We start from the raw sequence: 22,835 nt of genomic DNA on the forward strand, positions 1-22,835 counted from the left end.
CTCGGGCCCTTACTTGAGCTGGTCCTCGGTGTAGTAGTTGCCGCCGATGATGATTTCCTTGTAGTTGCTCTTGTCCACGATCACCGGGTCGAGCAGGTACGACGGGACGACCTTGTTGCCGTTGTCGTAGTCCTTCTCGTTGTTGACCTCGGGCTTCTGGCCCTTGAGCACGGCGTCGGCCATCTTCACGGTCTGCTCGGCGAGCTTGCGGGTGTCCTTGAAGATGGTGGAGTACTGCTCGTCGGCGATGATCGACTTGACCGACTGGAGCTCGGCGTCCTGGCCGGTCACGATCGGGTACGGCTTGCCGTAGCCGGAGCTCTTCAGCGCCGAGAGGATGCCGATCGACAGGCCGTCGTACGGGGAGAGCACGCCGTCGACCTTCTTGCCGCTGGTGTAGGTCTTGGTGAGGATGTCCTCCATGCGCTTCTGCGCCGTGGCGGGGTCCCACCGCAGGATGGCGGCCTGCTTGAAGTCGGTCTGGCCGCTCGCGACCTTGAGGGTGCCGTCGTCGATCTTCGGCTTGAGCACCGACATGGCGCCGTTCCAGAAGAACGTGGCGTTGTTGTCGTCGGGCGAGCCGCCGAACAGCTCGACGTTGAACGGGCCCTTCTTGCCGTCCTCGACGCCGAGGCCCTTGAGCAGCGAGGTCGCCTGCTGCACGCCGACCTTGAAGTTGTCGAACGTGGCGTAGTAGTCGACGTTCGGGCTGTTGCGGATCAGCCGGTCATAGGCGATGACCGGGATCTTGTTGTCGGCGGCCTGCTGGAGCTGAGAGGTGATGGCGGTGCCGTCGATCGAGGCGATGATCAGGAGCTTGGCGCCCTTGGTGATCTGGTTCTCGATCTGGTTGGCCTGCGTCGGGATGTCGTTCTCCGCGTACTGGAGGTCGACCTTGTAGCCCAGCTTCTCCAGCTGCTGCTTGACGTTGTCGCCGTCGTGGATCCAGCGCTCCGACGACTTCGTGGGCATGGTGACGCCGATCAGGGCGCCCCCGTTACCGGCGGCGGCCGAGGCGGAGGCCTGGGTGTCGACGGTCTTGGCGCTCGATCCGCAGGCTGTCATCGTCGCGGCGAGGGCGATGACGGACACAACGCCCCCGATTCGTCCCAACCTCATGTCATCTCCTTGCGATGGGGGTCGCGGCAGCGCTGGACGCGGCGACTGCCGGTAGAGCGAGAGATTCGATCACAGAAAGCAACGAATCAGAACATAATTCTCGTTCGCTTCCGCCGATTGTTATCGCTAACAACGCTCATGTCAACGCCCGCGCATAACCTACCGGAAACTTTCGGGTAACTTTCATCGCAGGTCAGCGCCTCGCTCGGGCCGAAAACAGCCGCTGCAGCAAGATGAAGACGAAAAGCAACATTCCGATGAAGATCTTGGTCCACCAAGAGGACAAAGTCCCCTCGAAACTGATGATCGTCTGGATCAGTCCGAGCACGAGCACCCCGAGGACGGTGCCCAGCAGGAAGCCGCTGCCGCCGGTCAGGAGCGTGCCGCCGATGACGACGGCCGCGATCGCGTCCAGCTCCATGCCTACGGCGTGCAGCCCGTAGCCGGAGAGCATGTAGAACGACAGCAGCACGCCGCCCAGCGCCGAGCAGAACCCGCTGATCGTGTAGACGGCGATTTTCGTCCGGCCCACGGGCAGCCCCATGAGCAGCGCGGACTGCTCGCTGCCGCCGGTCGCGTACACCGCGCGACCGAGGCGGGTGTAGTGCAGCACGTACGCCGCCACCAGCACGACCACCACCGCGACGATCACGCTCGGTGAGATCCACATGTCGGCGAACAGGTCGATCCTCGCCTGCGCGAAGGCCGTGAAGGTGGGATCGTTGATCGGGATGGAGTCCGTGCCGATCGTGTAACACAGCCCCCGCGCCAGGAACATGCCCGCCAGCGTCACGATGAACGGCTGGATGTCGAAGGCGTGCACGATGTACCCCATCACCAGCCCCAGCCCCGACCCGATGACCAGCACCAGCGGGATCACCAGGTACGGCGGCCACCCGGGCCCCGCCATGAGGCTGGCCGAGATCATCGTCGACAGCGCCACCACCGACCCCACCGACAGGTCGATGCCCCCGGTCAGGATCACGAACGTCATCCCGACGGCCACCACCAGCAGGAAGGCGTTGTCGATGAAGACGTTGAGCACCACCTGCCCGCTGGCGAACCCCTCGTAGCGGATCCCGCCGACCACGAACATGGCCAGGAACAGACACCCGGTCACCAGGACCGGCAGGTACTTGGCGGGCACGCTCGCCCGCCCGATCGTCAGCGTGCTCATGTGGTGACTCGCACCTTCTCCTCGGCCACCGGGCCGGCGGGCGTCGCGCGCCCGCGTCTGCGGAACGCCTTCTCGCGGAAGGACGGGGACTGGATGAGGCAGACCGCCGTCACGACCAGCGCCTTGAACAGCAGCGTGGTCTCCGGCGGCACGCCGATCGAGTAGATCGTCGTGGTGAGGGTCTGGATGATCAGCGCGCCCAGCACGGTGCCGCCGAGCGAGAACCGCCCGCCGGACAACGAGGTGCCGCCGATCACGACGGCCAGGATGGCGTCCAGCTCGATCCACAGGCCGGCGTTGTTGCCGTCGGCGCTGGAGACGTTCGAGCTGATCATCAACCCGGCCACGCCCGCGCACAGGGCGGCGAACGCGTAGACCATGATGATGATCCCGCGCGCCCTGATGCCCGCCAGCCGGCTGGCCTCGGCGTTGCCGCCGACCGACTCGATCAGCATGCCCAGCGCCAGCCGCCGGGTCAGGAACGCCGTGATGGCCAGCACGGCGATCACGATGAGGATGCCGAACGGCACGGTCAGCCAGTAGCCGCCGCCGATCACCTTGTACGCCGGGCTGTTGACGGTGATGATCTGCCCGTCGGTGATGAGCTGGGCCAGACCGCGTCCGCCCACCATGAGAATGAGCGTGGCGATGATCGGCTGGATGCCGACGGTCGCCACCAGGAACCCGTTCCAGGCCCCCAGCACCAGGCAGAGCCCGAGCGCCGCCGCCACGGCGGTGAACAGCCCGGCGTCCTCGCTGATCTGCAGGCACGCCAGCGCCCCCGAGATCGCCACCACCGAGCCCACCGACAGGTCGATGCCGCCGGTGGCGATGACCAGCGTCATCCCGAGCGAGACCAGGATCAGCGGGGCGCCGAAGCGCAGGATGTCGATCAGGCTCCCGTACAGGTGGCCTTCCCTGACCTGGATCGAGAAGAAGCTGGGCGTGAAGAACACGTTCAGCGCCAGCAGCAGCACGAGGACCACCACCGGCCAGAGCAGCCGTCTCATGAGGTCCGGCCTCCGCTCGCGATCGTTTCCATGAGCACGTCCGTCGTCAGCTCGTCGTCGTTGGGCAGCTCGGCGACCAGCCGCCGGTCGCGCAGCACCTCGACCTTGTGGCTGAGCCGCAGCACCTCCTCCAGCTCGGCCGAGATGAACAGCACCGCCATGCCGCCGTCGGACAGCTCGGCCACCAGTCGCTGGATCTCGGTCTTCGCCCCGACGTCGATGCCCCGGGTGGGCTCGTCCAGGATCAGCAGGCGCGGTTCGAGGATGAGCCATCTGGCCAGCACGACCTTCTGCTGGTTGCCGCCGCTGAGGTTGCGTACGAGGTGCTCGGGGTTGGGCGGGCTGATCTTCAGTGCCTTGACGTATCTGCCGACCAGCTCGTCCTGCTGCTCGCGCGGCACCGGCCTGGTCCAGCCCCTGGTGGCCTGGAGGGCGAGGATGATGTTCTCGCGCACGGTGAGGTCGGGGATGAGTCCGTCGGCCTTGCGGTTCTCCGAGCAGAACGCGATCTTGTGGTTCATGGCCGCGCGGGGCGTGCGCAGCGACGCCGGGCTCCCGCCGACCGCGACCTCGCCCGTGCCCGCGTGGTCGGCGCCGAACAGCAGCCGCGCGATCTCCGTACGGCCGGAGCCGAGCAGCCCGGCCAGGCCCACCACCTCGCCCTCGTGGATCGTGAGCGTGAACGGCTCGATGGCCCCCGACCGGCCCAGCTCGCGCGCCTCGACCAACGGCCGGTCGAAGACCTTGGCCTCGCCGTGCAACCGCTCCAGCGCGGCCAGCTCCTGGCCGATCATCTTGGCGACCAGCTCGACCTGCGGGAGCCGGTCGGTGAGGTATTCACCGACGAGCCTGCCGTTGCGCAGGATCGTCATGCGGTCCGAGATCTCGTAGATCTGGTCGAGGAAGTGGGAGACGAACAGGATGGCGATGCCCTCCTCCTTCAGCCTCCGCATCACCCGGAAGAGCTGCTCGACCTCGTCCGCGTCCAGGCTGGAGGTGGGCTCGTCCAGGATGAGCACCCGCGCCTCGATGTCGATCGCCCGCGCGATGGCCACCATCTGCTGGACGGCCAGCGAGTACGCCGACAGCGGCGCCGACACGTCCACGCTCAGCTCCAGCCGCGACAGCAGCTCGGCGGCCCTGGCGCGCATCCGTTTCCAGTCGATGCGGCCCCTTCTGCGGGGCTCGCGGCCGATGAAGATGTTCTCGGCCACCGAGAGGTTCGTGCAGAGGTTGACCTCCTGGTAGACCGTGCTGATGCCGGCCTGCCGCGCCTCCAGGGGGCTGCCGAACGCGACGGGCGCGCCGCCCAGCTCGATCGTGCCCGCGTCGGCGGGGTGGACGCCGGTGAGCACCTTGATCAGGGTGGACTTGCCCGCGCCGTTCTCTCCCATGAGCGCGTGCACCTCGCCGGGCAGCAGCCGCAGGTCGACGCCGTCCAGGGCCTTCACGCCGGGGAACTGCTTGCCGATCCCGCTCATCGTCAGGACCGGCGCGGGTGTGACCATGTCTCTCCTCATATGGCTGGGAACCGCCGCCTGACCTCGTCACTACGCCTCCTTCGCGCCCCGGTCCAGAGCCTTCGGGCGTTCCGGAGGACGGCCGCGCACCCCGGCCGGAGAGCGGAGGCGCGCGGCCGGACGGCGGGTCAGTACTGGCGGGAGGACAGGACCTGCTTGGCCTGCTCCTGCGTGAACGTGGTCTCCTGGGTCACCACGCGGGCCGGCACCTGCTCACCCTTGACGACCTTCTTGGCCAGGTCCATGAGCTGCGGGCCGAGCAGCGGCGAGCACTCGACGATGAAGTTGATCTTCCCGTCGGAGAGCGCCTGCATGCCGTCCTTGACGGCGTCCACGGTAATGATCTTGATGTCCTTGCCGGGCACCTTGCCGGCGCCCTCGATGGCCTCGATCGCGCCCAGGCCCATGTCGTCGTTGTGGGCGTACAGCACGTCGATGTCCGGGTTCGACTTCAGGAAGGCCTCCATGACCTCCTTGCCCTTGGCCCTGGTGAAGTCGCCGGTCTGCGAGGCGATGATCTTGAACTTGGGGTCGGCCCCGATGACCTCCTGGAAGCCGGCCTTGCGGTCGTTGGCCGGTGCCGAGCCCGTCGTGCCCTGCAGCTCGACGATGTTCACCGGGTCCTTGGCGTCCTTGTACTCGTTCACCAGCCACTGGCCGGCCTTCTTGCCCTCTTCGACGAAGTCCGAGCCGAGGAAGGTCTTGTAGAGGGTCGTGTCCTTGGAGTCAACGGCGCGGTCGGTCAGGATGACCGGGATCTTCGCGTCCTTGGCCTCCTTGAGCACCGTGTCCCAGCCCGACTCCACCACCGGCGAGAAGGCGATGATGTCCACCTTCTGCTGGATGTAGGAGCGGATGGCCTTGATCTGGTTCTCCTGCTTCTGCTGGGCGTCGGAGAACTTGAGCGTGATGCCCGCGGTCTTGGCCGAGTCCTGCACGGACTTGGTGTTCGCGGTGCGCCAGCCGCTCTCCGCGCCGACCTGGGAGAAGCCCATGGTGATCGAGCCGCCGCCACCGCCACCGCCGCCACCGCATGCGGTCACCGACATCGCGGTCAGACCGGCGACGACCAGCGCCGAGATCCTCTTTAACACGTGGGGGTCCCTTCTGATGTTCGCGCTAACATCCCAGAGCGGGACGCGGGCGCCTTCCTGTCTTCCGGTCCGGCCTACGCACCAGCCACGCTGGTCCCCGAGGGCGTCGCCGACGCCTGTTTCCGATCGGCCGATGATGCCGACGAGCGTCTTGGAGTGCTTGGTGAGCTCGCCCCGACTGTGAACGTTAACAACGGGTCTCGTCAAGGGCCCGCCTGATTACGGTCGGATCACACGGGGCGGGCCTTGACGAGGGTCGGGGCCAGTCCTTAACTTGTCGCGAATCGCTGTTGTTAACGCTCACTTGACTTGTTAACGCTAACAACCTTGAGGAGCCCCCCACTCATGAAGCGAATCGCCTTATCCGCCCTGCTCCTGGCGGCCGCGCTGGTGGCGCCGCCACCGGCGAACGCGGCGGCCGGGCCCATCCCTGACGGCGCCGTCGTCGACCAGTTCGACGGCACCACGCTCGGCGAGGATTGGACGGTGCTGTCGCCGGACAGCTCCCGGTGGTCGCTGTCGGACGGCGCGCTGCGCGTGGAGAGCCTGACCGGCGACACCTACCAGGGCACCAACACCGCCAGGAACCTCTTCCTCGTGGACGTCCCCGCCGGCGACTTCGAGGTGGTCACCAAGCTGAGCGCCCCCGTCTCGCTGGACTACCAGAGCGCGGGCCTGCTGGCCTGGCAGGACTGGGACAACTACGTACGCGCCGGGCTCGCCCACGTCGGGTCCGCGGGCGGGCCGGTGATCGAGACGGACACCGAGGTCGGAGCCTCCTTCAACGCGAGCTTCGCGGCGCGGCCCGGCTCGACCGGCGAGATCGTCAAGCTGGCCAGGACCGGGGACGAGTTCGTCTCGTCGTACTGGGACGGCTCGGCCTGGGTCCAGGCGGCCAGGGTGAGCGCGAAGCTGGACGTGCGGCAGCTCGGCCTGTTCGCGCTGTCGGCGCAGGACGGCACGTCGATGAAGGCGGTGTTCGACTACATCGCGATCAGGGCGAGCGAGGGCCGGCCGGTGGTGCCGTCCGGGCCGTTCACGCTGCGCGCCGCCGCGCTGCCGTACCTGTCGGCGGACCCGTCGGGAGCGGTGCGGGCGTCGGCGAAGGCGGGCATGACCAGCCTGGCCCTCACGGCCACGGCCGGCGCCGACGGCGTGACGCTGAAGGACACGGCGACCGGCGAGCACCTGCGGGTCGCCGCCGGGAAGGTGCGGCTGGGCGGGACCCCGTCGGTCTTCCGGCTCAAGGACGCGGGCGGCGGCAAGGTCGTCCTCTCCTCCGGCGGCCAGAACGTCTCCGTCTCCGGCGGCGCCCTGGTCACGGGAACGGCGACCACGAAGTTCCGGGTCGAGGGCTACACCTCGGGCAAGCTGACCGTGGACACCGAGGCCAGGGGCACCAAGGTCAGCCCCGACCTCTACGGGGTCTTCTACGAGGACATCAACCACGCCGCCGACGGCGGGCTCTACGCCGAGCTGGTGCAGAACCGCTCGTTCGAGTTCGACAGCGTGGACGAGCGCTCCTACACGGGCCTGACCGCGTGGTCCAAGACCGAGCGCGGCGCCACCGCCGGGCTCGCCATCGGCACCGACCGGCCGCTGAACGCGAACAACCGCAACTACCTGCGGCTCGACGTGTCCGGCGACGGCACCGCGGGCGCGAGCAACGCCGGGTTCAACCGCGGCATCCCCGTGAAGCAGGGCAAGCGGTACGACGTGTCACTCTGGGCCAGGCGTGACGCGGCGGGGCCGCTGACGGTCTCAGTGGAGAGTGGCACTGGGGAGGGCGGCTCCACCGTGCTCGGCACGGCCACGCTGCGGGTGAAGGCCGGCGACTGGGCGAAGTACACCGCGTCGTTCACGGCCTCGGGGACGACGGACGCGGGCCGGCTGGTGGTGCTGGCGCCGGGCGGCCGGACCGACCTGGACATGGTTTCGCTGTTCCCGCGTGACACGTTCAAGGGGCACGGCATGCGCACGGACCTGGCCAGGATGATCGCCGAGCTGAAGCCCCGGTTCCTGCGCTTCCCCGGCGGGTGCGTCACGAACGTCGGCACGTATGACCCGTACTCGGACAATCAGGACCGGCGACGCATCTACCAGTGGAAGGAGACGATCGGCCCGGTCGAGGAGCGGCCGACCAACTTCAACTTCTGGGGCTACAACCAGTCCTACGGCCTCGGCTACTACGAGTACTTCCAGTTCGCCGAGGACATCGGGGCGCGGGCGCTGCCGGTGCTGTCGGTGGGCGTGAACGGGTGCGGCGAGAACCGGCCGCTGACCGACGAGGCCAAGCTGGCCCGGTGGGTGCGGGACACGCTCGACCTGATCGAGTTCGCCAACGGGCCGGTCAGCTCGGAGTGGGGGCGGAAGCGCGCCCAGCTCGGGCATCCGAGACCGTTCGGGCTGGAGTACATCGGGCTCGGGAACGAGGAGATCTATCCGGAGTTCTTCGCGAACTACCCGAAGTTCGCGGACGCCATCAGGGCGAAGTATCCGAACATCAAGATCATCAGCAACGCCGGGCAGACGTCGCAGGGCGCCTGGTTCGACCGGATGTGGCAGTTCGCCCGCGACCAGAAGGCGGACCTCGTCGACGAGCACTACTACAACAGCCCCGAGTGGTTCCTGACCAACAACCACCGTTACGACACCTATGACCGCACCGGGCCGAAGGTGTTCGTGGGCGAGTACGCCTCGCGGGGCAACACGTTCGGCAACGCGCTGGCGGAGGCGTCGTACATGACGGGCCTGGAGCGCAACTCCGACGTCGTGCGGCTGGCCTCGTACGCGCCGCTGCTGGCCAACGTGGACTACGTGGACTGGACGCCGGACCTCATCTGGTTCGACAACGACCAGGCCTACGGCTCGCCGAACTACTACGTGCAGCGGCTGTTCTCCACCAACGCCGGCGACCGGGTGCTGCCCAGCGCCTTCACCGGCGAGGGCAGGACGGTCGAGGACATCGGCGGCGCCGTGGGGCTCGGCGCGTGGAACACCGCCGTCCGCTACGACGACGTGAAGGTCACCGCGGCCGACGGGACCGTCCTGCTGTCGGACGACTTCTCGGCCGGGGCTGGCAAGTGGACCCCCGGCCTGGGCACCTGGGCCGTGCAGGACGGCGCCTACGCGCAGACCGCCCAGGTGACGGACGCCAGGTCCACGGCGGGCTCGCCCGGCTGGTCGAACTACACGATGGAGGTCACCGCCCGGAAGACCGCCGGCGCCGAGGGCTTCCTGATCATGTTCGGGGTCAAGGACACCGGCAACTTCTACTGGTGGAACCTCGGCGGCTGGGGCAACACCCAGTCCGCCGTCGAGAAGGCCGCCAACGGCGCCAAGTCCTCGATCGCCACCTCCGCCACCACGATCGAGACGGGCCGCGACTACCGGATCAAGATCCAGGTGAGCGGGCGGCGGATCACGACCTGGCTGGACGGGCAGAAGGTCTCCGACTTCGTGGACGACGCCGTCGTGGAGCCGCTGTACCAGGTGGTGTCCAGGGACGGGAAGTCCGTGACGCTCAAGGTCGTCAACGCGCAGGACACCTCCGTGCGCGGCAGCGTGGACCTCGGCCCGGCGCGGTTCCGGCCGGTCGCCACGGTGACCACGATGACGGGCTCGCCGTCCGACACGAACTCCCTCTCCGAGCCGGAGCGGGTCGTGCCGGTGGAGCGCCAGGTGCGCGGCTTCTCCTCGGCCTTCACCTACGACTTCCCTGCGCACTCGGTGACGTTCGTACGGCTGACCGAACGGTGACGGCGCGGGCGGGCCGCCGGGCGGATGCTGCCCGGAGGCCCGCCCCGCGGCTACGGGACGACCCGGTAGTGCGTGGTCATCCGGCCCGCGTCGTCGAGCACGTGGAACGCGATCGCCGGCGGGAGGTCGTAGTCCACGCCGTTGGCGAACGTCGTGCCGCCCTCCCACGGCAGCTTCAACGTGGACACGACGCCGGGGGCGACCAGCAGCGGGCGGCCGGCGAAGGTGGTGGCGGCGGCCGTGTGGGCGTGGCCGACGAGCACGGCGGGCACGTTCGGGTGCCGGCCGAGCAGCTCTTCCAGGGGCTCGTGCCGGTGCAGCCGGATGCCGTCGATCATCGGGCTGTGCAGGAGGGCGGGCGGGTGGTGGAAGGCCACGAACACCGGCAGGTCCGCGCCCGCGAGCACGTCGTCCAGCCAGGCGAGCGTCTCGTCGTCCAGGTGGCCGGAGTTTTCGCCGGGGATGGAGGAGTCGCACATGGCGTAGACGGCCCGGTCCGTGCGCAGGACCTGGTTGATCGGGCCCGCGCCGCCGCCCTGGTCGCCGAGCAGGACGCGGCGGAACGGCTCCCGCACGTCGTGGTTGCCCGGGCCGACCAGGACGGGATGGCGTGCGGACAGCAGCTTGCGCGCCTCCTCGTACTCCTCGGGGAGCCCGTGGTCGGCGATGTCGCCGGTGACGAGCACGGCGTCGAGGTCGGCGGGGAGCGCGTCGAGGTAGCGCATGACGGCGGTGGCGCGGCCCACGCTCTGGGGCGTCGCGCCGATGTGGATGTCGCTCAGATGGGCGATCACGATCATGTGACGGCGTCCTTCCCGGATTCTGCCTGCGCCCCCACCGTAGCCCCGGCCCGGATGTCCGCCGGAACCGGACGGCGGCCCCGTCCGTTGTCCAAGTGAGCGCACGAACGGCTGTCCAAGTGAGCGCACGAACGGCGAAGGAGGGACATGGGCTGGCACTACCGGAAGACCATCAAGGTGGGCCCGTTCCGGATCAACCTGTCACGGCACGGCGTCGGCCACAGTTACGGCAACCGCCGCTTCCACGTCACGACCACTCCCGACGGGCGCCGCCACGTCTCCGTGCACCTGCCCGGCGGCTTCCACCTCGGCAAGTCGTTCGGCGGCCGGCGCCACTCCGGACATTACTGACCCAAGGCGGTCATCCGACCGCTCGACATAGACGGGCCGGAGGCTGGAAAGCCTCCGGCCCGTCCCCTTTCCCAACGCCCGCCATGCGATCAGAGTGGGCGGATGAGCGGTCACATGAGTCCGGAGGAATTCCGCCGCCACGGCAGGCAGGTCGTCGACTGGATCGCGGACTATCTCGCCGGCATCGAGTCCCATCCCGTGATGTCCCAGGCGAAGCCGGGTGACATCCGCCGCGCGCTGCCGTCCGCGGCGCCCGAGCGGGGCGAGCCGTTCGAGGCCGTGCTGGCGGACCTGGAGCGGATCCTGCTGCCCGGCATCACGCACTGGCAGCATCCCGGGTTCTTCGCCTACTTCCCCTCCAACGCCAGCGGCCCGGCCGTCCTGGGCGAGCTGCTGTCCGCCGGGCTCGGCGTGCAGGGCATGCTCTGGGTGACCAGCCCGGCGTGCACGGAGCTGGAGACGGTGGTGGTCGACTGGCTGGCCGGGCTGCTCGGACTGCCGGATCATTTCCGTACGGACCGGGCGGGCGGCGGCGTCATCCAGGACTCGGCGTCGAGCGCGTGCCTGGTCGCCCTGCTGGCCGCGCTGCACCGGGCGAGCGGCGGCCGGGTCACCTCCGACGGCGTCACCCGGAGGTACACGATCTACGTGTCGTCCCAGACGCACTCGTCGCTGGAGCGGGCGGCGCGGATCACGGGGCTGGGGGCGGCGGGCGTACGAGTGGTGGACGCCGATCCCCGTACGCTGGCCATGGACCCCGGCCACCTGCGTGCCATGCTGGAGGAGGACGAGGCGGACGGCGCCGTGCCGGCCATGGTGTGCGCCACCGTCGGCACCACCTCCACCACCGCCGTCGACCCGGTGCCCGCGATCGGCGAGGTGTGCCGCGAGCGCGGGATCTGGCTGCACGTGGACGCGGCCTACGCGGGAGTGGCGGCGGTCTGCCCCGAGCTCCGGTGGCTGAACGAGGGGGTGGCCGAGTACGCCGACTCCTACTCCACGAACCCGCACAAATGGCTGCTGACCAACTTCGACTGCACCGTGCTCTGGACGGCCGACCGCGCCCCGCTGCTGGACGCGCTGTCGGTCATGCCCGAGTTCCTCAGGAACCCGGCCACCTCGGCCGGCTCCGTCGTCGACTACCGGGACTGGCAGGTGCCGCTGGGCAGGCGGTTCAGGGCGCTGAAGCTGTGGTCGGTGATCCGCTGGTACGGGGCCGAGGGGCTGCGCGCGCACATCCGCAAGGGGGTGGCGCTGGCGCAGGAGCTGGCGTCGTGGATCTCCGCGGAGCCCGGCTTCGAGGTGCACGAGCCGCATCCGCTCGGGCTCGTGTGCTTCCGCCCGGTGTGGCCGGGGCTGGCGGCGGACGAGGCGGACCGGGCCACGATGCGGCTGCTGGAGCTGCTCAACGCCAGCGGGTCCCTCTACATGACGCACACCAGGATCGGTGACCGGGTGGTGCTGCGGATGGCCATCGGCGGCGTGGCGACCGAGCGGCGGCACGTGGAGCAGGCGTGGGAGCACATCCGGTGGGAGCACGCGGCCCTGTCGGCCACGCTCCCGTAGCGGGTCAGGCACGGTAGCGTTCCACGAGCTCGGAGCCGATCCTGGCCAGGTGGGCCCTGACCTCCTCCGGCTCCACGACCTCCACCGTCGCCCCCCATCCGGCCAGCTGCTCGGCGATCGTCAACGCCATCGGCGCGGCCACCCGCACCCTGGCCCGCCCGTCCTCCTCGACGCGTTCGACCTCGCAGTGGCGCCCGAACTGGTGGCGCAGCACCGGCAGGAACCGCTCGGCGATGAGCACGGTCGCGGACAGCAGCGAGCGCCGCCGCTCCATCTCGTCCACGACCTTCCCCCACGCCTCCGACAGCACGAACCCCTCCGGCCGCTCGAACGCCAGCTCCGTCACCTCGGCCTCGACGATCCGGTCCACCCGGAACGTGCGCTGCCCGGCCTCGGTGCCGGCGATCAGGTACCAGACGTCGTCCTTGTCCACCAGGCCCCAGGGCTCGACGAGCCGGTGCGTCCGCTCGCCGGAGCGGCCCTCGTACCCGAGCCTGACCTTGCGGCGGCGTACGGTGGCGCTCTGCAGGACCCGCGCCAGCTCGGGGCGGTCGGGGTCGCGCTCACCCCAGCCGGTGGGGTCGATCACCACGGCGTCGGCGGCCGCCTCGGCGTCGTCCCTGAACGTCTGGGGCAGGGCCCGCACCAGCTTGCGCAGCGCGGACTCGACCTCGGGCGTGGCGGCCGCGGCCGGGCCGGCCAGCAGGAACAGCGCCTCGGCCTCGTTCGCGGTGAGCCCGCTGAGGTCGGTCCTGGCGCCGCCCAGCAGCGACCAGCCGCCGCCGCGCCCGGCCTGCGGATAGACGGGCACGCCGGCGGCGGACAGCGCTTCGAGGTCGCGGCGCGCGGTGGCCACGGAGACTTCCAGCTCCGCGGCCAGCTCGGCCGCGGTCACCCGGCCGCGGGACTGCATGAGCAGCAGGACGGCAACAAGTCGATCGGCTCGCATGGCAGGAAATTCTCCCCGGAAAAGTGCTCATTGGATGAGCACTTTGACCGGAAGAATCGTGGACATCACCCCGAAGGAAGGACCACACAGATGCTCCGCGGATTCGCCACGATCAGCTTCTACGCCGCCGACCTCGAGGCGGCCAAGGCCTGGTACACCGAGTTGCTCGGTTTCGAGCCGTACTACCAGGTGCCGGGCTACATCGAGTTCCGCGTCGGCGACTACCGGCACGAGCTGGGCATCATCGACGCCCGTTACGCCCCGGCGGGCGCGACCGACGGGCCCGCGGGCTCGATCATGTACTGGCACGTGGACGACCTGCGGGCCGCCCTCGACCGGCTGCTCGCCCTGGGGGCCAAGGAGTACCAGCCGATCACGGAGCGCGGCGAGGGGTTCGTCACCGCGTCCGTGATCGACCCGTTCGGCAACCTGCTCGGCGTCATGTTCAACCCGCACTACCTGGACGTGCTCGCCAAGTGACCGGGGCGCTCAGGAGTCGCCGACCCTCAGCCCGAAGGCGGACAGCCCCTGCTCGTGGTGCTCGATCAGGCCCAGCCGCCGGTAGAAGGCGTGGTTGGCGACCCCTTCCCGGGTGGACTCGTGGTCGGTGGTGAGCACGAAGTAGCGGCAGTGCGCGTACCGCTCCTTCAGGCGCTCCAGCAGCCGCCGCCCGATCCCCTGGCCGTGGAACCTCCCGTCGACGAGCAGCTCCTGCACGTAGCAGACCAGCTCGTCGTCGGAGACCGTCCGGGCCAGGCCGAGCAGGCGCCCGTCCTCGTCCCTGGCGACGAGGACGAGGTGCGAGTTCACCAGGCTCCGGCACACCTTGGCGATGTCGCGGGTCCAGGGCTTCCAGCCCACCGAGTCGTACAGGGCGAAGATCTCGGTCTCGTCGAACGACGTCTCCTGAGCGATGCTCACCACTTATGGGACTCCCGATATTCCTCGGCGAAGTAAACCTCTCCAGCTTAGTTTCACTCTCCTTTCACGGGGACGGCCGCAAAGGCCCAGGTCGGCGCGCAGGGGGTTGACCGGATCTTGCGGCCCCCGGGCAAGCGCTCGTTACAATCGCCCAGCCGAAAAGGAGAAGCTGTGCGAACTGTGCGTGTGACCGTCGTACTGGCCGCGTTGGCGGGCTCCCTGGTCCTGCCGCCCGGCTTGGCGAACGCGGGTACGGACTCCGGCGCCCTCGCCAGGGTGCACACCGCCGGACGCGTCAAGGCCGATGGGGACTCCCTGCGATACAGCTGGCCCGGCGTCTACTTCGAGGGCCGCTTCCGCGGCACCGGCGTCGGGATCGTCCTCGACGACTCCGACAACGACTACGCCGTCGAGGTCGACGGCGCGACCGTCGCCACCCTGGTGACGCCGGGCCGGACGACGTACTGGGTCAACGGCCTGACCCGGGGCACGCACCGCGTACGGCTCGTCAAACGCACGGAGAGCCCGTGGGCCACGAGCGCCTTCGGCGGGTTCGTCGCCGCCCCCGGCGGCGCGATCCTCGGCAGGCCCGCCGCGCGCCACCGGCAGATCGAGTTCATCGGCGACTCCTACACCGTCGGCTACGGCAACCGCTCCGACTCGCGCGACTGCACCGGCGACCAAGTCGCCAGGACCACCGACGCCGACCTCAGCTTCGGCGCCCTCACCGCCCGGCGCCTGAACGCCGACTACCAGATCAACGCCTTCTCCGGTCGCGGCATGGTGCGCAACTACAACGGCAGCGACCCCGGCACCGACTACCGCACCTACTACGACCGGGCCCTGCTGAACGTCCCCGGCGACGTCTGGCAGAACCCGGGCACCTGGCATCCCCAGCTGGTCGTGATCGGCCTGGGCATCAACGACTTCTCCACCGCGATCAACCCCGGCGAGCCGTGGACCCCGGAGACGTTGGTGGCCGCCTATCGCACCGCCTACCAGGGCTTCCTTGACAAGCTCCGCGCCCGGTACGGCCCCCGCACGACCATCGTGGTCAGCGCCACCCACATGTCCAACACCACCGTGTTCGCCGAGACCGCGCAGCAGATCGTCCAGGAGCGCAACAGCGGGGGCGACGACCGGATCCGTTACTGGTACTACAGCGAGTCCGGCCTGGACTACCTCGGCTGCCACTGGCACCCGTCCGTCCACGACCACCGGATCATCGCCGACCGGCTCGGCGAGTTCGTCGCCACCCTCCCCCTGCGCTGGTGACCGGAGCCGCTAGTCGACGGCGGTGAGCCCTTCGGCGATCCTGGCCAGCTCGCGGTCGACGGCCTTGGCATCGGGGAACTTCTTCACGTACACAGGGCTGAAACTGATCCTGGCCCTGCGTCGCTCCCCCATGTTCAGGATGAGCGTGGGAGTGCCCTTCATGCCGTCCTCGCCGACCCCTTCGACGACCGCGTACCCGGTCCGGTCGCCGACGGTCACCTCCTTGCCCTGCCCCTCGTCGCGGTACGCCTGCACGCTGTCGTCGAGTTCCTGGACGGCCTGGCCCTCGTACACGTAGATCTGGACGCAGTAGAAGCCTTTCCTGTCGCCGTCGAAGTTCCACGAGGTCGTGTAGGTCTCGCCGTTGTCCAACGACCAGTGGGACCACCGCAGGCCGTCGGGCAGGTAACCCACCCTGACGTTCTTGAGCGTCTTTCCGTCGCCCAGGTCCCCGAGGTCCGGGGGCTCGGACCGCGCGGGCGGGGTGTCATCGATGGCGGGCGGGTCCGGCGTCTCGGAGACGACGGGCGTCTGCATGGTGCCCGGGGCCACCGTCAGGTAGAGGGGGGCCGACGCGGCCACGGCCACCGACGCGGCCAGGGCCGCGATCCGGCCGCGCCGCCTCTTCCGCCGCGAGGACCGGACGACCCGCTCCACGAGGTCGGGCGCGGCGTGCAGCCGCGCGGTCTCCTCCGCCATGATCCGGCGGATCTGGTCCTCAAGCGTGGGCATTCCCGATCACTCCTTTCAAAGACTCCTCGCCCAGTGCCGTACGCAGCTTGGCCATCGCCTTCGACGCCTGGCTCTTCACCGTGCCGACCGTGCAGCCGAGCACCTCCGCGGTCTGCGTCTCGCTGAGGTCCTCCCAGTAGCGCAGGACGACCACCGCGCGCTGCCGGGGAGGCAGGTCGCGCAGCGCGTCCATGAGCACGTGACGCAGGTCGACGTCGGCCGAGCGGGCCGCTCTGTCCGGCGGGACGCGCATCGGGATGATGTTCAGGATCGCCCGGCGGCGGGCCCGGCTGATGGCGGTGTTGACGATGACGCGGCGCACATAGGGCTCGACGGTGTCGCGCCGCACCCGGTCCCAGTTCCTGTAGGTACGCTCCAGCGCGGTCTGCAGCAGGTCCTCCGCCTCCGCCTCGTTCCCGCAGGCGAGGTAGGCGACCCGCAGCAGGGTCGTGGCCCTGGCGGCCACGAACTCGCCGAAGTCGTCGTGCGTGCCGCTCATGGCTTTCTGTCCCATTTCACGCCCCCTTATACGCCTCGGCCGCTCCCAACGGTTGCCACCGTCGCGCGGGCAACCTCCCGCGACGCCCGGGCGTATTGGAGGACGTCGAATCGGATATCTGGAGGAAGCACATGAAGCGCGCGACCGCACCGGTCCGGCCGCTGATCGCCGTCGGGGCCGGCCTGGCCGCCATGGGCGCCGCAGCGCTACTGGGTCTGCCGAGCCTCGCGAAGGCGCCGGAAGTACGGCTCACGGCCGCCGCGTCGGCTCCGCCGGAAGGCGCCTACTGGCATACGAGAATGCTGTTCAAGAAGACCAGTCCTCGCCGTCTCGGCAGCGGCGCGAACCGCTACTGGGTGGTCGAGCAGCAGCTCATCGAGCGATGGACCACGCCGGACGGCAGATCCTGGGTCGGGTCCCGGGAGCTGGGGGCGTACCCGGAGAGCGCGGCGGACCGCGCGGCGTGGCGCCGCGACGGCTCGCCCGCCAAGTGGAGCCGCACGGCCGACGGCCAGACCGTGGCGCTGTCCACCCAACCGGCCAAGGGCCACGTCTCCCCCGCGCGGGGGGACAACACGTTCTTGCTGGCCGGGCAGCGGCTGACGTACGAGGAGGTCCAGCGGCTGCCCGCGGACCCGAACGCGCTGAAGTCCTGGCTCGCGCAGGCCGCGCGGGTCTCACGCGCTCAGGAGAACGCCGTGGACAGGGACGTCACCTGGGCGCTGCCTGATCTCCTCTACCGGCTTCCGGCGCCGAAGGAGGTCCGCGCGGCGGCCTACCAGGCCCTGCTGACGATGCCCGGCGTCCGCGCTCGCGGAAAGACCGTGGACGGTGCGGGCAGGACCGGCATGGCCCTCTCGATCGAATTTCAGACGGGCGATCGGAAAGAACCGACCAAGGCCACGACCGACCTGGTCATCGACACCGGCACGATGCTCCTGCTGTCCGAAGGGCAGACGAGCGTGATCAACGGCAAGGAGTCCCGTGGCGAGGCCGGCAACCAGACCGTGCTCCAGGCCGGCTGGACCGACGCCGCGCCGGCCGTGCCCGCCCTGCCGTAAGGCGGACGGAACAGGCGCGAAGGCCCGTCCGGACGGGCCTTCGCGCCTACACGGTCATCGGCAGCGCGGGTCCAGGCACTGGGCGCACGCGATCACGCCGCTCCCGCTCCGGAACTTGCAGATCTGGAAGTCGCAACACCCGATCCACTCCGGGGGCGGAGCGTACGCCGCCGCCTCGGCCCTTGGCACCACCAGGCCGAGCATGAAGTCGCTGACCTTGCCGAACAATCTGTTCATTCCCGCCTCCAAGCGGAACGCCGACGGTTCTCGGAGTCGACCGTAGAGAGGCTGCCGATCGGGCCGATACACGAGTGCGTATGCGGGGCCTATCGCCGCGGTTCCTAGGGTTCCGATGCCCGGCCACGGCGAAAGGGAGAGGACCCATGTCAGGTCTCGTCGCGATCGTTGCGTTCGTCAGCGTGCTGACGGTGCTCAATCTGCTGCTCACGTTCGGTGTGATCCGGCGGCTCCGCGAGCACACGGAGCTGCTCACCGGCCGGGCGACCCCGATCATGGGCGAGGTACCCTCTCTGCCGGTGGGCAGCCAGGTCGGGGACTTCGCCGCCACCACGACCGACGGGGAGCCGGTCGCGCGGGCGCTGCTCGCGGGCGACACCCTCGTCGCCTTCCTGACCCCCGGCTGCGAACCGTGCGAGGAAAGCCTGCCCCACCTCGTCGAAGCCGCGAAGAAGTGGCCGGGCGGCCGGCGGAACACCCTGGTGGTCGTCATCGGCAAACGCGACCGCGCCACCGAGTACGTCGAGCGGCTGACCCCCGTGGCGAGGGCCGTGGTCGAGGCGCCCGACGGGCCGATCGCCACGGGGTTCGGCGTGACGGCGTACCCGCTCTTCGGGGTGGTGGACTCCTCGGGGCAGGTGCTCCGATCCGAGTCGGCCCCCGCCGCACTGCTGCCGCACGACGTCGCAACGGCCTGACGGTGCGGCTGCCTCGCCTGGGAGGCGTCGGCCATGCCCTCGGCCTGGCCTGGCGGGCCGGTCCGGCGACGTTGCTGGTGTACGTGGGCCTCACCGTCGTGAGCGGCGCCGTCCCCGTCGCCGTCTCGTGGCTGACCAAGCTGATCCTGGACCAGATCTCCACCGGCCACGCCGACGCGACGACGCTGACCGGTCTCGGCGCCGGATTGGCGGTCACCGGAGCCGTCGTCACCGTCCTGCCGCGTGCCGCCCAATATGTCACCGAGGAGCTCGGCCGCTCCGTGGCGCTGCTGGCCGATGATCGCCTGTACGCGGTGGTCAACTCCTTCGCCGGGCTCGGGCGCTTCGAGGATCCCGCCTTCCTGGACCGGCTGCGCATGGCCAAACAGTCGGGCGTGGTCGCCCCGGGGCGGGTCGTCGCCGCGGTGCTCTCCCTCGTCCAGGCGGCGATCAGCGTCGCCGGATTCCTGGGCTCGCTCATCGTCATCAGTCCCCTGATGGTCGTGGCGGTGCTCATGGGAGCGATTCCGATGACGATCGCCGAATTCCTGCTGTCCCGGCGGCGGGCCCAGATGTTCTGGCACATCGGGCCGCTGCAGAGGCGGGAGATCTTCTTCGGGGATCTGCTGGGAAGCGTGGACGCCGCCAAGGAGGTGCGGCTGTTCGGCATCGGCGGTCACCTGCGCGGCCTGATGCGCGCCGACAGGCTTTCCGCGAACGCCGCCGAGCGGCGCACCAGCAGACGCGAAATGCTCACGCAGGGCGGCCTCGGCCTGGTCAGCGCGACGGTGTCCGGCGCGGGCCTCGTCTGGGCCGTCCGGGCAGCCGGCTCGGGGCAACTTTCCGTGGGCGACGTCACGATGTTCGCGGCCGCGGTGGCAGGCGTGGGGCTCGCGCTCGGACGCCTGGTCACCGAGGTCGCGGGGGCTCATTTCCAGCTCCTGATGTTCGACCATTATCGGGCCGTCGTGAACGCCGGGCCCGACCTCCCCGCGCCGTCGCGCCGGCGTCCGCTGGCGGGGCTGCGGCAGGGGATCGAGCTCCGCGACGTCTGGTTCCGGTACTCGCCGGAGCATCCCTGGGCGCTGCGGGGCGTCAACCTGTTCATTCCGTACGGCTCCGTACTCGGTCTGGTCGGCGTGAACGGCGCGGGCAAGAGCACGATCGTCAAGTTGTTGTGCCGGTTCTACGACCCCGACCGGGGCGTCATCCTCTGGGACGGCGTGGACATCCGCGAGGTGCCGCCGGAGACGTTGCGGAGCAGGATCAGCGCGGTGTTCCAGGACTTCATGGCCTATGACTTGACGGCCGCGGAGAACGTCGGCCTGGGTGACGTCCGCGCGCTCCATGACCGGCCCCGCATCGAGGCCGCCGCACGCGACGCGGGCGCCCATTCCCTCCTCGCCGGGCTGCCCGACGGCTACGAGACCCTGCTCTCGCGGCTGTTCTTCAGCGAGGCCGACAAGACCGACGCGAGCACGGGGGTCTATTTGTCCGGCGGGCAGTGGCAGCGCGTCGCGCTCGCCCGTGCGATGCTCCGCGACCACTGCGACCTGATGATTCTCGACGAGCCGAGCTCGGGGCTCGACGCCGACGCCGAACACGAGATCCACCAGCGACTGCGGCGATATCGCGCGGGCCGCACGAGCGTGCTCGTGTCGCACCGGCTCGGTGCCATGACGGACGCGAGCGCCATAGCCGTGCTGGAGGACGGCCAGGTGACCGAGTACGGAACCCACGAGGAGCTCCTCACGCTGGGCCGCACCTACGCGCGGCTGTTCACCAGGCAGGCGCGGGGATACCGGGCCGACGAGCAGAGCGTGCCGTCGTGAACGGCTGGATTCTCGCCGTCGTAGGCGGCGCCGTGGCGCTCGGCCTCGCGTACGTCAGGCGCCGGTTCGTCGCCGTGACCATCACCGGCACGAGCATGGCGCCCACCTACAGCGGCGGTGAACGCGTGCTGGTGGTACGCGCCGGAGTCGACCGCCTGCGCCGGGGCGACGTCGTCGTGGTGCGGTGGGCGGCGACGGATTCGATCCCGCTGCTGCTGATCAAACGGGTGGCGGGGGTCGCCGGTGACCCCATCCCCGCCGATGTGGCGACCGCCGTCAGCCGGCCCGCGGGCACGCCCATCCCCGCCGGGAAGTTCATCGTGCGGGGCGACAACTCCGACTGGAGCCTGGATTCCCGGACGGTGGGCTTCTTCGACGGCGAGAGCCTGCTCGGGACGACGGTCAAACGCCGGGCATGAGCCTCAGGGCGCCCCGGGACACCGTGGCGATGTCCCGGGCCAGGAGCCGGGGCAGCTCCGTCATCCGGTAGCGGTCACGCGCGTGGAAAGCGAGCAGCTCCATCTCGACCAGCCGATCGAGTGCCCGGCTGATGCTCCTGACAGGCGCATGGAGCCTCCGGGCGGCCTCCCCCGCGCTGATCTCCGCGGCGGGAAGCGAGCCGAGCTGCCGGAACACCTCGATGGCGAGCCGATCCATCGGGTGCTCACTTGCCATGAGGTGCTCGACCTGTGCGTACATGCTGGCCCGCAGCGACAGGTCACCGGCCTGGAGCTCGTCGAGCCGGTGCCGGTCGTCGGCCATCCGTTCCACCAGCTCGCGGACGGACCAGCCGGGATGCGCGACCAGCCGGGCGGCGACGATGCGCAGGGCGAGCGGCAGCCGGCCGCACAGCCGTACCACCTCGGCGGCGGCGCCGGGATCTTCCCGCAGCCTTTCCGGATCGACATGGTGCGCCAGGAACGCCATCGCTTCCTTCTGCCCCAGCCTGTCCAGCCGAAGGTGCAGCGCGCCGTCCAGCGTCGTGAGCATCGGACAGCTCGTGACGAGGAACGTGCAGAGCCGGGCGGCCGCGAGGAACGGGCGGACGTGCGCGACCCCGGGCGCGTTGTCCAGCACCACGAGCATGCGGCCTTCCGCCAGGAGCGACCGGTATCGCGCGAGGGCGGCATCGGCATCGCTCACGGGCCGGCGGCGCGGTCGCAGGTCCACGTACAGCTGCCCGTCCGGATGGCGATCCGCGACCAGATGGGCGGCGTGCAGGGCCAACGACGACTTGCCGGCTCCCGCTGGGCCGTGCACCACCACCACACCGCCGGCGGCGCCGAGCCGCCGGGTGAGAAAGGAGAGTTCCGGCTCGCGCCCGACGATGACCGGCTTCCGCGGTAGCCGGCACGGCGGGGAGGCCGAGGCGACCGCGCGGGGCGGGCGCAGGTCCCGGCGCAGGATCGCCTGGTGGAGGCGCCGCAGCTCCTCGCCCGGCTCGATGCCCAGAGACCCGGTGATCGCGGTGCGGGCCTGCTCGTACGCGTCGAGCGCCCCGGCGACGTCATGGTCGGCGTACAGAGCGCGCATCAGCAGCGCCCACGCCCGCTCCCGCAGCGGCAGCTCCGTGACGAGCGAACGGAGGGGCCAGATGGCGGGTGCCGGCCGGCCGAGCAGCAACAGTGCTTCGCAGCGGTCCTCCTGGACAGCTCGGCGCTGCTCGTCGATCGCGACCTCACGGGCGGCGATGACCGGCCCGTGGGGGACGTCCTCCAGCAGCCGCCCGCGCCACAAGGCGAGCGCCGTTTCGCATTGCCGCAGGGCTTCCTCGGCGCGTCCCTTTTCGAGCGCCGCACGACCGGACGCCGCCTTGTCCTCGAACGCCTTCAGGTCGAGTTCGGCCGCCTCGACCCGCAGCTGATAGCCGAGCGGGCGGACGACCAGGCGATCTCGCTCCGCCGCCGGAAACGCGGCTCGAAGCCGCGCCGCATAAGTGCGGAGATTGGCGGTGGCGGATTTGGGGGGAGCCGATCCCCACAATTCCTCGGTGATCTCGTGAAGCGGGGCCAGCGAGTTGGCCCGCACCAGCAGAAGGGACGTGAGCGTGCGTTGTTTCGGGGCTCCCGGCCTGAGCAACCGCCCATTCGCCCGTATCGCCAGCCCGCCCAGCACCGTGAATTCCATTGAACCAGGGGTCATCACCTCGAATCCTCGGAAACGAAAAGGCCCACAACAAGGTCAGCCACCGGACATTGAGCGGACATTTCCCGCGGGGCACGCATACACATTCGT

General features: G+C 69.8%; 21 protein-coding genes. 9 read left to right on the forward strand and 12 right to left on the reverse strand.

Annotated elements, in window-relative coordinates; genetic code table 11:
* Positions 1–9: 9 nt before the first annotated feature.
* The 5 genes from chvE to ABZS69_RS20940 all read right to left on the reverse strand — a co-directional run bounded on the left by chvE (position 10) and on the right by ABZS69_RS20940 (position 5,920).
* Entirely contained in the window at positions 10–1,119 is a 1,110-nt protein-coding gene (chvE, locus tag ABZS69_RS20920) for a multiple monosaccharide ABC transporter substrate-binding protein (protein WP_355374693.1), read from the reverse strand.
* Between the two features lie 193 nt (positions 1,120–1,312).
* Positions 1,313–2,296, reverse strand: a complete 984-nt coding sequence (gene yjfF, locus ABZS69_RS20925; protein WP_350741728.1) for a galactofuranose ABC transporter, permease protein YjfF — start codon at positions 2,294–2,296, stop codon at positions 1,313–1,315.
* Positions 2,293–3,306 (reverse strand): ABC transporter permease, encoded by a 1,014-nt coding sequence (locus ABZS69_RS20930; protein ID WP_355374696.1) that lies wholly within the window; start codon positions 3,304–3,306, stop codon positions 2,293–2,295. The genes yjfF and ABZS69_RS20930 overlap by 4 nt, the downstream gene beginning before the upstream one ends.
* Positions 3,303–4,814 (reverse strand): sugar ABC transporter ATP-binding protein, encoded by a 1,512-nt coding sequence (locus ABZS69_RS20935; protein ID WP_355374699.1) that lies wholly within the window; start codon positions 4,812–4,814, stop codon positions 3,303–3,305. The genes ABZS69_RS20930 and ABZS69_RS20935 overlap by 4 nt, the downstream gene beginning before the upstream one ends.
* A 140-nt stretch (positions 4,815–4,954) precedes the next feature.
* Positions 4,955–5,920: an ABC transporter substrate-binding protein gene (locus ABZS69_RS20940; protein ID WP_355374702.1), complete on the reverse strand. Its 966-nt coding sequence runs from the start codon at positions 5,918–5,920 to the stop codon at positions 4,955–4,957.
* Between the two features lie 345 nt (positions 5,921–6,265).
* Between ABZS69_RS20940 and ABZS69_RS20945 the strand changes: the two genes are divergently transcribed.
* On the forward strand, positions 6,266–9,679 hold the full coding sequence (locus ABZS69_RS20945) for an alpha-L-arabinofuranosidase C-terminal domain-containing protein (protein WP_355374705.1): 3,414 nt from the start codon (positions 6,266–6,268) through the stop codon (positions 9,677–9,679).
* A 50-nt stretch (positions 9,680–9,729) separates the two neighbouring features.
* On the opposite strand, the gene ABZS69_RS20950 is transcribed toward ABZS69_RS20945, so the two are convergent.
* A complete protein-coding gene (locus tag ABZS69_RS20950; protein WP_355374708.1) occupies positions 9,730–10,479 on the reverse strand; it encodes a metallophosphoesterase in 750 nt (249 codons plus the stop codon).
* A 147-nt stretch (positions 10,480–10,626) separates the two neighbouring features.
* Here ABZS69_RS20950 and ABZS69_RS20955 point away from each other — a divergent pair, with 147 nt between their 5' ends.
* Positions 10,627–10,830: a DUF4236 domain-containing protein gene (locus ABZS69_RS20955; protein WP_355374710.1), complete on the forward strand. Its 204-nt coding sequence runs from the start codon at positions 10,627–10,629 to the stop codon at positions 10,828–10,830.
* A 114-nt stretch (positions 10,831–10,944) separates the two neighbouring features.
* Positions 10,945–12,396 (forward strand): pyridoxal-dependent decarboxylase, encoded by a 1,452-nt coding sequence (locus ABZS69_RS20960; RefSeq protein WP_355374713.1) that lies wholly within the window; start codon positions 10,945–10,947, stop codon positions 12,394–12,396.
* A gap of 4 nt (positions 12,397–12,400) precedes the next feature.
* Here the strand turns inward: ABZS69_RS20960 and ABZS69_RS20965 are convergent, their stop codons facing one another.
* Positions 12,401–13,345, reverse strand: a complete 945-nt coding sequence (locus ABZS69_RS20965; RefSeq protein WP_355374716.1) for a WYL domain-containing protein — start codon at positions 13,343–13,345, stop codon at positions 12,401–12,403.
* Between the two features lie 90 nt (positions 13,346–13,435).
* On the opposite strand from ABZS69_RS20965, the gene ABZS69_RS20970 reads away from it, so the two are divergent.
* Positions 13,436–13,825 carry a VOC family protein gene (locus ABZS69_RS20970; RefSeq protein WP_355374718.1) on the forward strand — a complete coding sequence of 130 codons (390 nt, stop codon included), beginning with the start codon at positions 13,436–13,438 and terminating at the stop codon, positions 13,823–13,825.
* A 9-nt stretch (positions 13,826–13,834) separates the two neighbouring features.
* On the opposite strand, the gene ABZS69_RS20975 is transcribed toward ABZS69_RS20970, so the two are convergent.
* Complete coding sequence (locus ABZS69_RS20975) at positions 13,835–14,266, reverse strand: GNAT family N-acetyltransferase (protein ID WP_355374721.1); 432 nt, start codon at positions 14,264–14,266, stop codon at positions 13,835–13,837.
* Between the two features lie 171 nt (positions 14,267–14,437).
* On the opposite strand from ABZS69_RS20975, the gene ABZS69_RS20980 reads away from it, so the two are divergent.
* Positions 14,438–15,541 carry an SGNH/GDSL hydrolase family protein gene (locus ABZS69_RS20980; RefSeq protein ID WP_355374724.1) on the forward strand — a complete coding sequence of 368 codons (1,104 nt, stop codon included), beginning with the start codon at positions 14,438–14,440 and terminating at the stop codon, positions 15,539–15,541.
* A 9-nt stretch (positions 15,542–15,550) separates the two neighbouring features.
* On the opposite strand, the gene ABZS69_RS20985 is transcribed toward ABZS69_RS20980, so the two are convergent.
* Both ABZS69_RS20985 and ABZS69_RS20990 read right to left on the reverse strand, forming a co-directional pair.
* The gene (locus tag ABZS69_RS20985) at positions 15,551–16,273 is read right to left on the reverse strand and encodes a hypothetical protein (RefSeq protein WP_355374726.1); all 723 of its coding nucleotides are present in this window, start codon (positions 16,271–16,273) and stop codon (positions 15,551–15,553) included.
* Positions 16,260–16,787, reverse strand: a complete 528-nt coding sequence (locus ABZS69_RS20990) for a SigE family RNA polymerase sigma factor (protein ID WP_355374729.1) — start codon at positions 16,785–16,787, stop codon at positions 16,260–16,262. Before ABZS69_RS20990 ends, ABZS69_RS20985 begins: the two co-directional genes overlap by 14 nt.
* A 116-nt stretch (positions 16,788–16,903) precedes the next feature.
* Between ABZS69_RS20990 and ABZS69_RS20995 the strand changes: the two genes are divergently transcribed.
* Positions 16,904–17,833, forward strand: a complete 930-nt coding sequence (locus ABZS69_RS20995) for a hypothetical protein (protein WP_355374732.1) — start codon at positions 16,904–16,906, stop codon at positions 17,831–17,833.
* A gap of 54 nt (positions 17,834–17,887) precedes the next feature.
* Here ABZS69_RS20995 and ABZS69_RS21000 read toward each other — a convergent pair whose 3' ends face one another.
* The gene (locus ABZS69_RS21000; protein ID WP_185078139.1) at positions 17,888–18,070 is read right to left on the reverse strand and encodes a hypothetical protein; all 183 of its coding nucleotides are present in this window, start codon (positions 18,068–18,070) and stop codon (positions 17,888–17,890) included.
* A 146-nt stretch (positions 18,071–18,216) separates the two neighbouring features.
* Between ABZS69_RS21000 and ABZS69_RS21005 the strand changes: the two genes are divergently transcribed.
* The 3 genes from ABZS69_RS21005 to ABZS69_RS21015 are packed head-to-tail and all read left to right on the forward strand — an operon-like array spanning position 18,217 to position 21,019.
* Positions 18,217–18,768, forward strand: coding sequence for a TlpA disulfide reductase family protein (locus ABZS69_RS21005; protein WP_355374736.1), 552 nt, complete (start codon positions 18,217–18,219; stop codon positions 18,766–18,768).
* A gap of 2 nt (positions 18,769–18,770) precedes the next feature.
* Entirely contained in the window at positions 18,771–20,600 is a 1,830-nt protein-coding gene (locus ABZS69_RS21010; RefSeq protein ID WP_355374738.1) for an ABC transporter ATP-binding protein, read from the forward strand.
* Complete coding sequence (locus tag ABZS69_RS21015; protein ID WP_355374740.1) at positions 20,597–21,019, forward strand: S26 family signal peptidase; 423 nt, start codon at positions 20,597–20,599, stop codon at positions 21,017–21,019. Before ABZS69_RS21010 ends, ABZS69_RS21015 begins: the two co-directional genes overlap by 4 nt.
* On the opposite strand, the gene ABZS69_RS21020 is transcribed toward ABZS69_RS21015, so the two are convergent.
* Positions 21,003–22,742 (reverse strand): BTAD domain-containing putative transcriptional regulator, encoded by a 1,740-nt coding sequence (locus ABZS69_RS21020; protein ID WP_355374743.1) that lies wholly within the window; start codon positions 22,740–22,742, stop codon positions 21,003–21,005. The two genes, ABZS69_RS21015 and ABZS69_RS21020, sit on opposite strands and share 17 nt — an antisense overlap.
* Positions 22,743–22,835 lie beyond the last annotated feature (93 nt).

The sequence above is a fragment of the Nonomuraea sp. NPDC005650 genome, from assembly GCF_040605375.1.
In the GTDB taxonomy this organism is placed as follows: Bacteria; Actinomycetota; Actinomycetes; order Streptosporangiales; family Streptosporangiaceae; genus Nonomuraea.

Bases quoted from the DNA above. Each gene is read 5' to 3' on its own strand.
- chvE (WP_355374693.1), bottom strand. From the start codon at position 1,119: ATGAGGTTGGGACGAATCGGGGGCGTTGTGTCCGTCATCGCCCTCGCC.
- yjfF (WP_350741728.1), bottom strand. From the start codon at position 2,296: ATGAGCACGCTGACGATCGGGCGGGCGAGCGTGCCCGCCAAGTACCTG.
- ABZS69_RS20930 (WP_355374696.1), bottom strand. From the start codon at position 3,306: ATGAGACGGCTGCTCTGGCCGGTGGTGGTCCTCGTGCTGCTGCTGGCG.
- ABZS69_RS20935 (WP_355374699.1), bottom strand. From the start codon at position 4,814: ATGGTCACACCCGCGCCGGTCCTGACGATGAGCGGGATCGGCAAGCAG.
- ABZS69_RS20945 (WP_355374705.1), top strand. From the start codon at position 6,266: ATGAAGCGAATCGCCTTATCCGCCCTGCTCCTGGCGGCCGCGCTGGTG.
- ABZS69_RS20950 (WP_355374708.1), bottom strand. From the start codon at position 10,479: ATGATCGTGATCGCCCATCTGAGCGACATCCACATCGGCGCGACGCCC.
- ABZS69_RS20955 (WP_355374710.1), top strand. From the start codon at position 10,627: ATGGGCTGGCACTACCGGAAGACCATCAAGGTGGGCCCGTTCCGGATC.
- ABZS69_RS20960 (WP_355374713.1), top strand. From the start codon at position 10,945: ATGAGTCCGGAGGAATTCCGCCGCCACGGCAGGCAGGTCGTCGACTGG.
- ABZS69_RS20965 (WP_355374716.1), bottom strand. From the start codon at position 13,345: ATGCGAGCCGATCGACTTGTTGCCGTCCTGCTGCTCATGCAGTCCCGC.
- ABZS69_RS20970 (WP_355374718.1), top strand. From the start codon at position 13,436: ATGCTCCGCGGATTCGCCACGATCAGCTTCTACGCCGCCGACCTCGAG.
- ABZS69_RS20985 (WP_355374726.1), bottom strand. From the start codon at position 16,273: ATGCCCACGCTTGAGGACCAGATCCGCCGGATCATGGCGGAGGAGACC.
- ABZS69_RS20990 (WP_355374729.1), bottom strand. From the start codon at position 16,787: ATGGGACAGAAAGCCATGAGCGGCACGCACGACGACTTCGGCGAGTTC.
- ABZS69_RS20995 (WP_355374732.1), top strand. From the start codon at position 16,904: ATGAAGCGCGCGACCGCACCGGTCCGGCCGCTGATCGCCGTCGGGGCC.
- ABZS69_RS21000 (WP_185078139.1), bottom strand. From the start codon at position 18,070: ATGAACAGATTGTTCGGCAAGGTCAGCGACTTCATGCTCGGCCTGGTG.
- ABZS69_RS21005 (WP_355374736.1), top strand. From the start codon at position 18,217: ATGTCAGGTCTCGTCGCGATCGTTGCGTTCGTCAGCGTGCTGACGGTG.
- ABZS69_RS21020 (WP_355374743.1), bottom strand. From the start codon at position 22,742: ATGACCCCTGGTTCAATGGAATTCACGGTGCTGGGCGGGCTGGCGATA.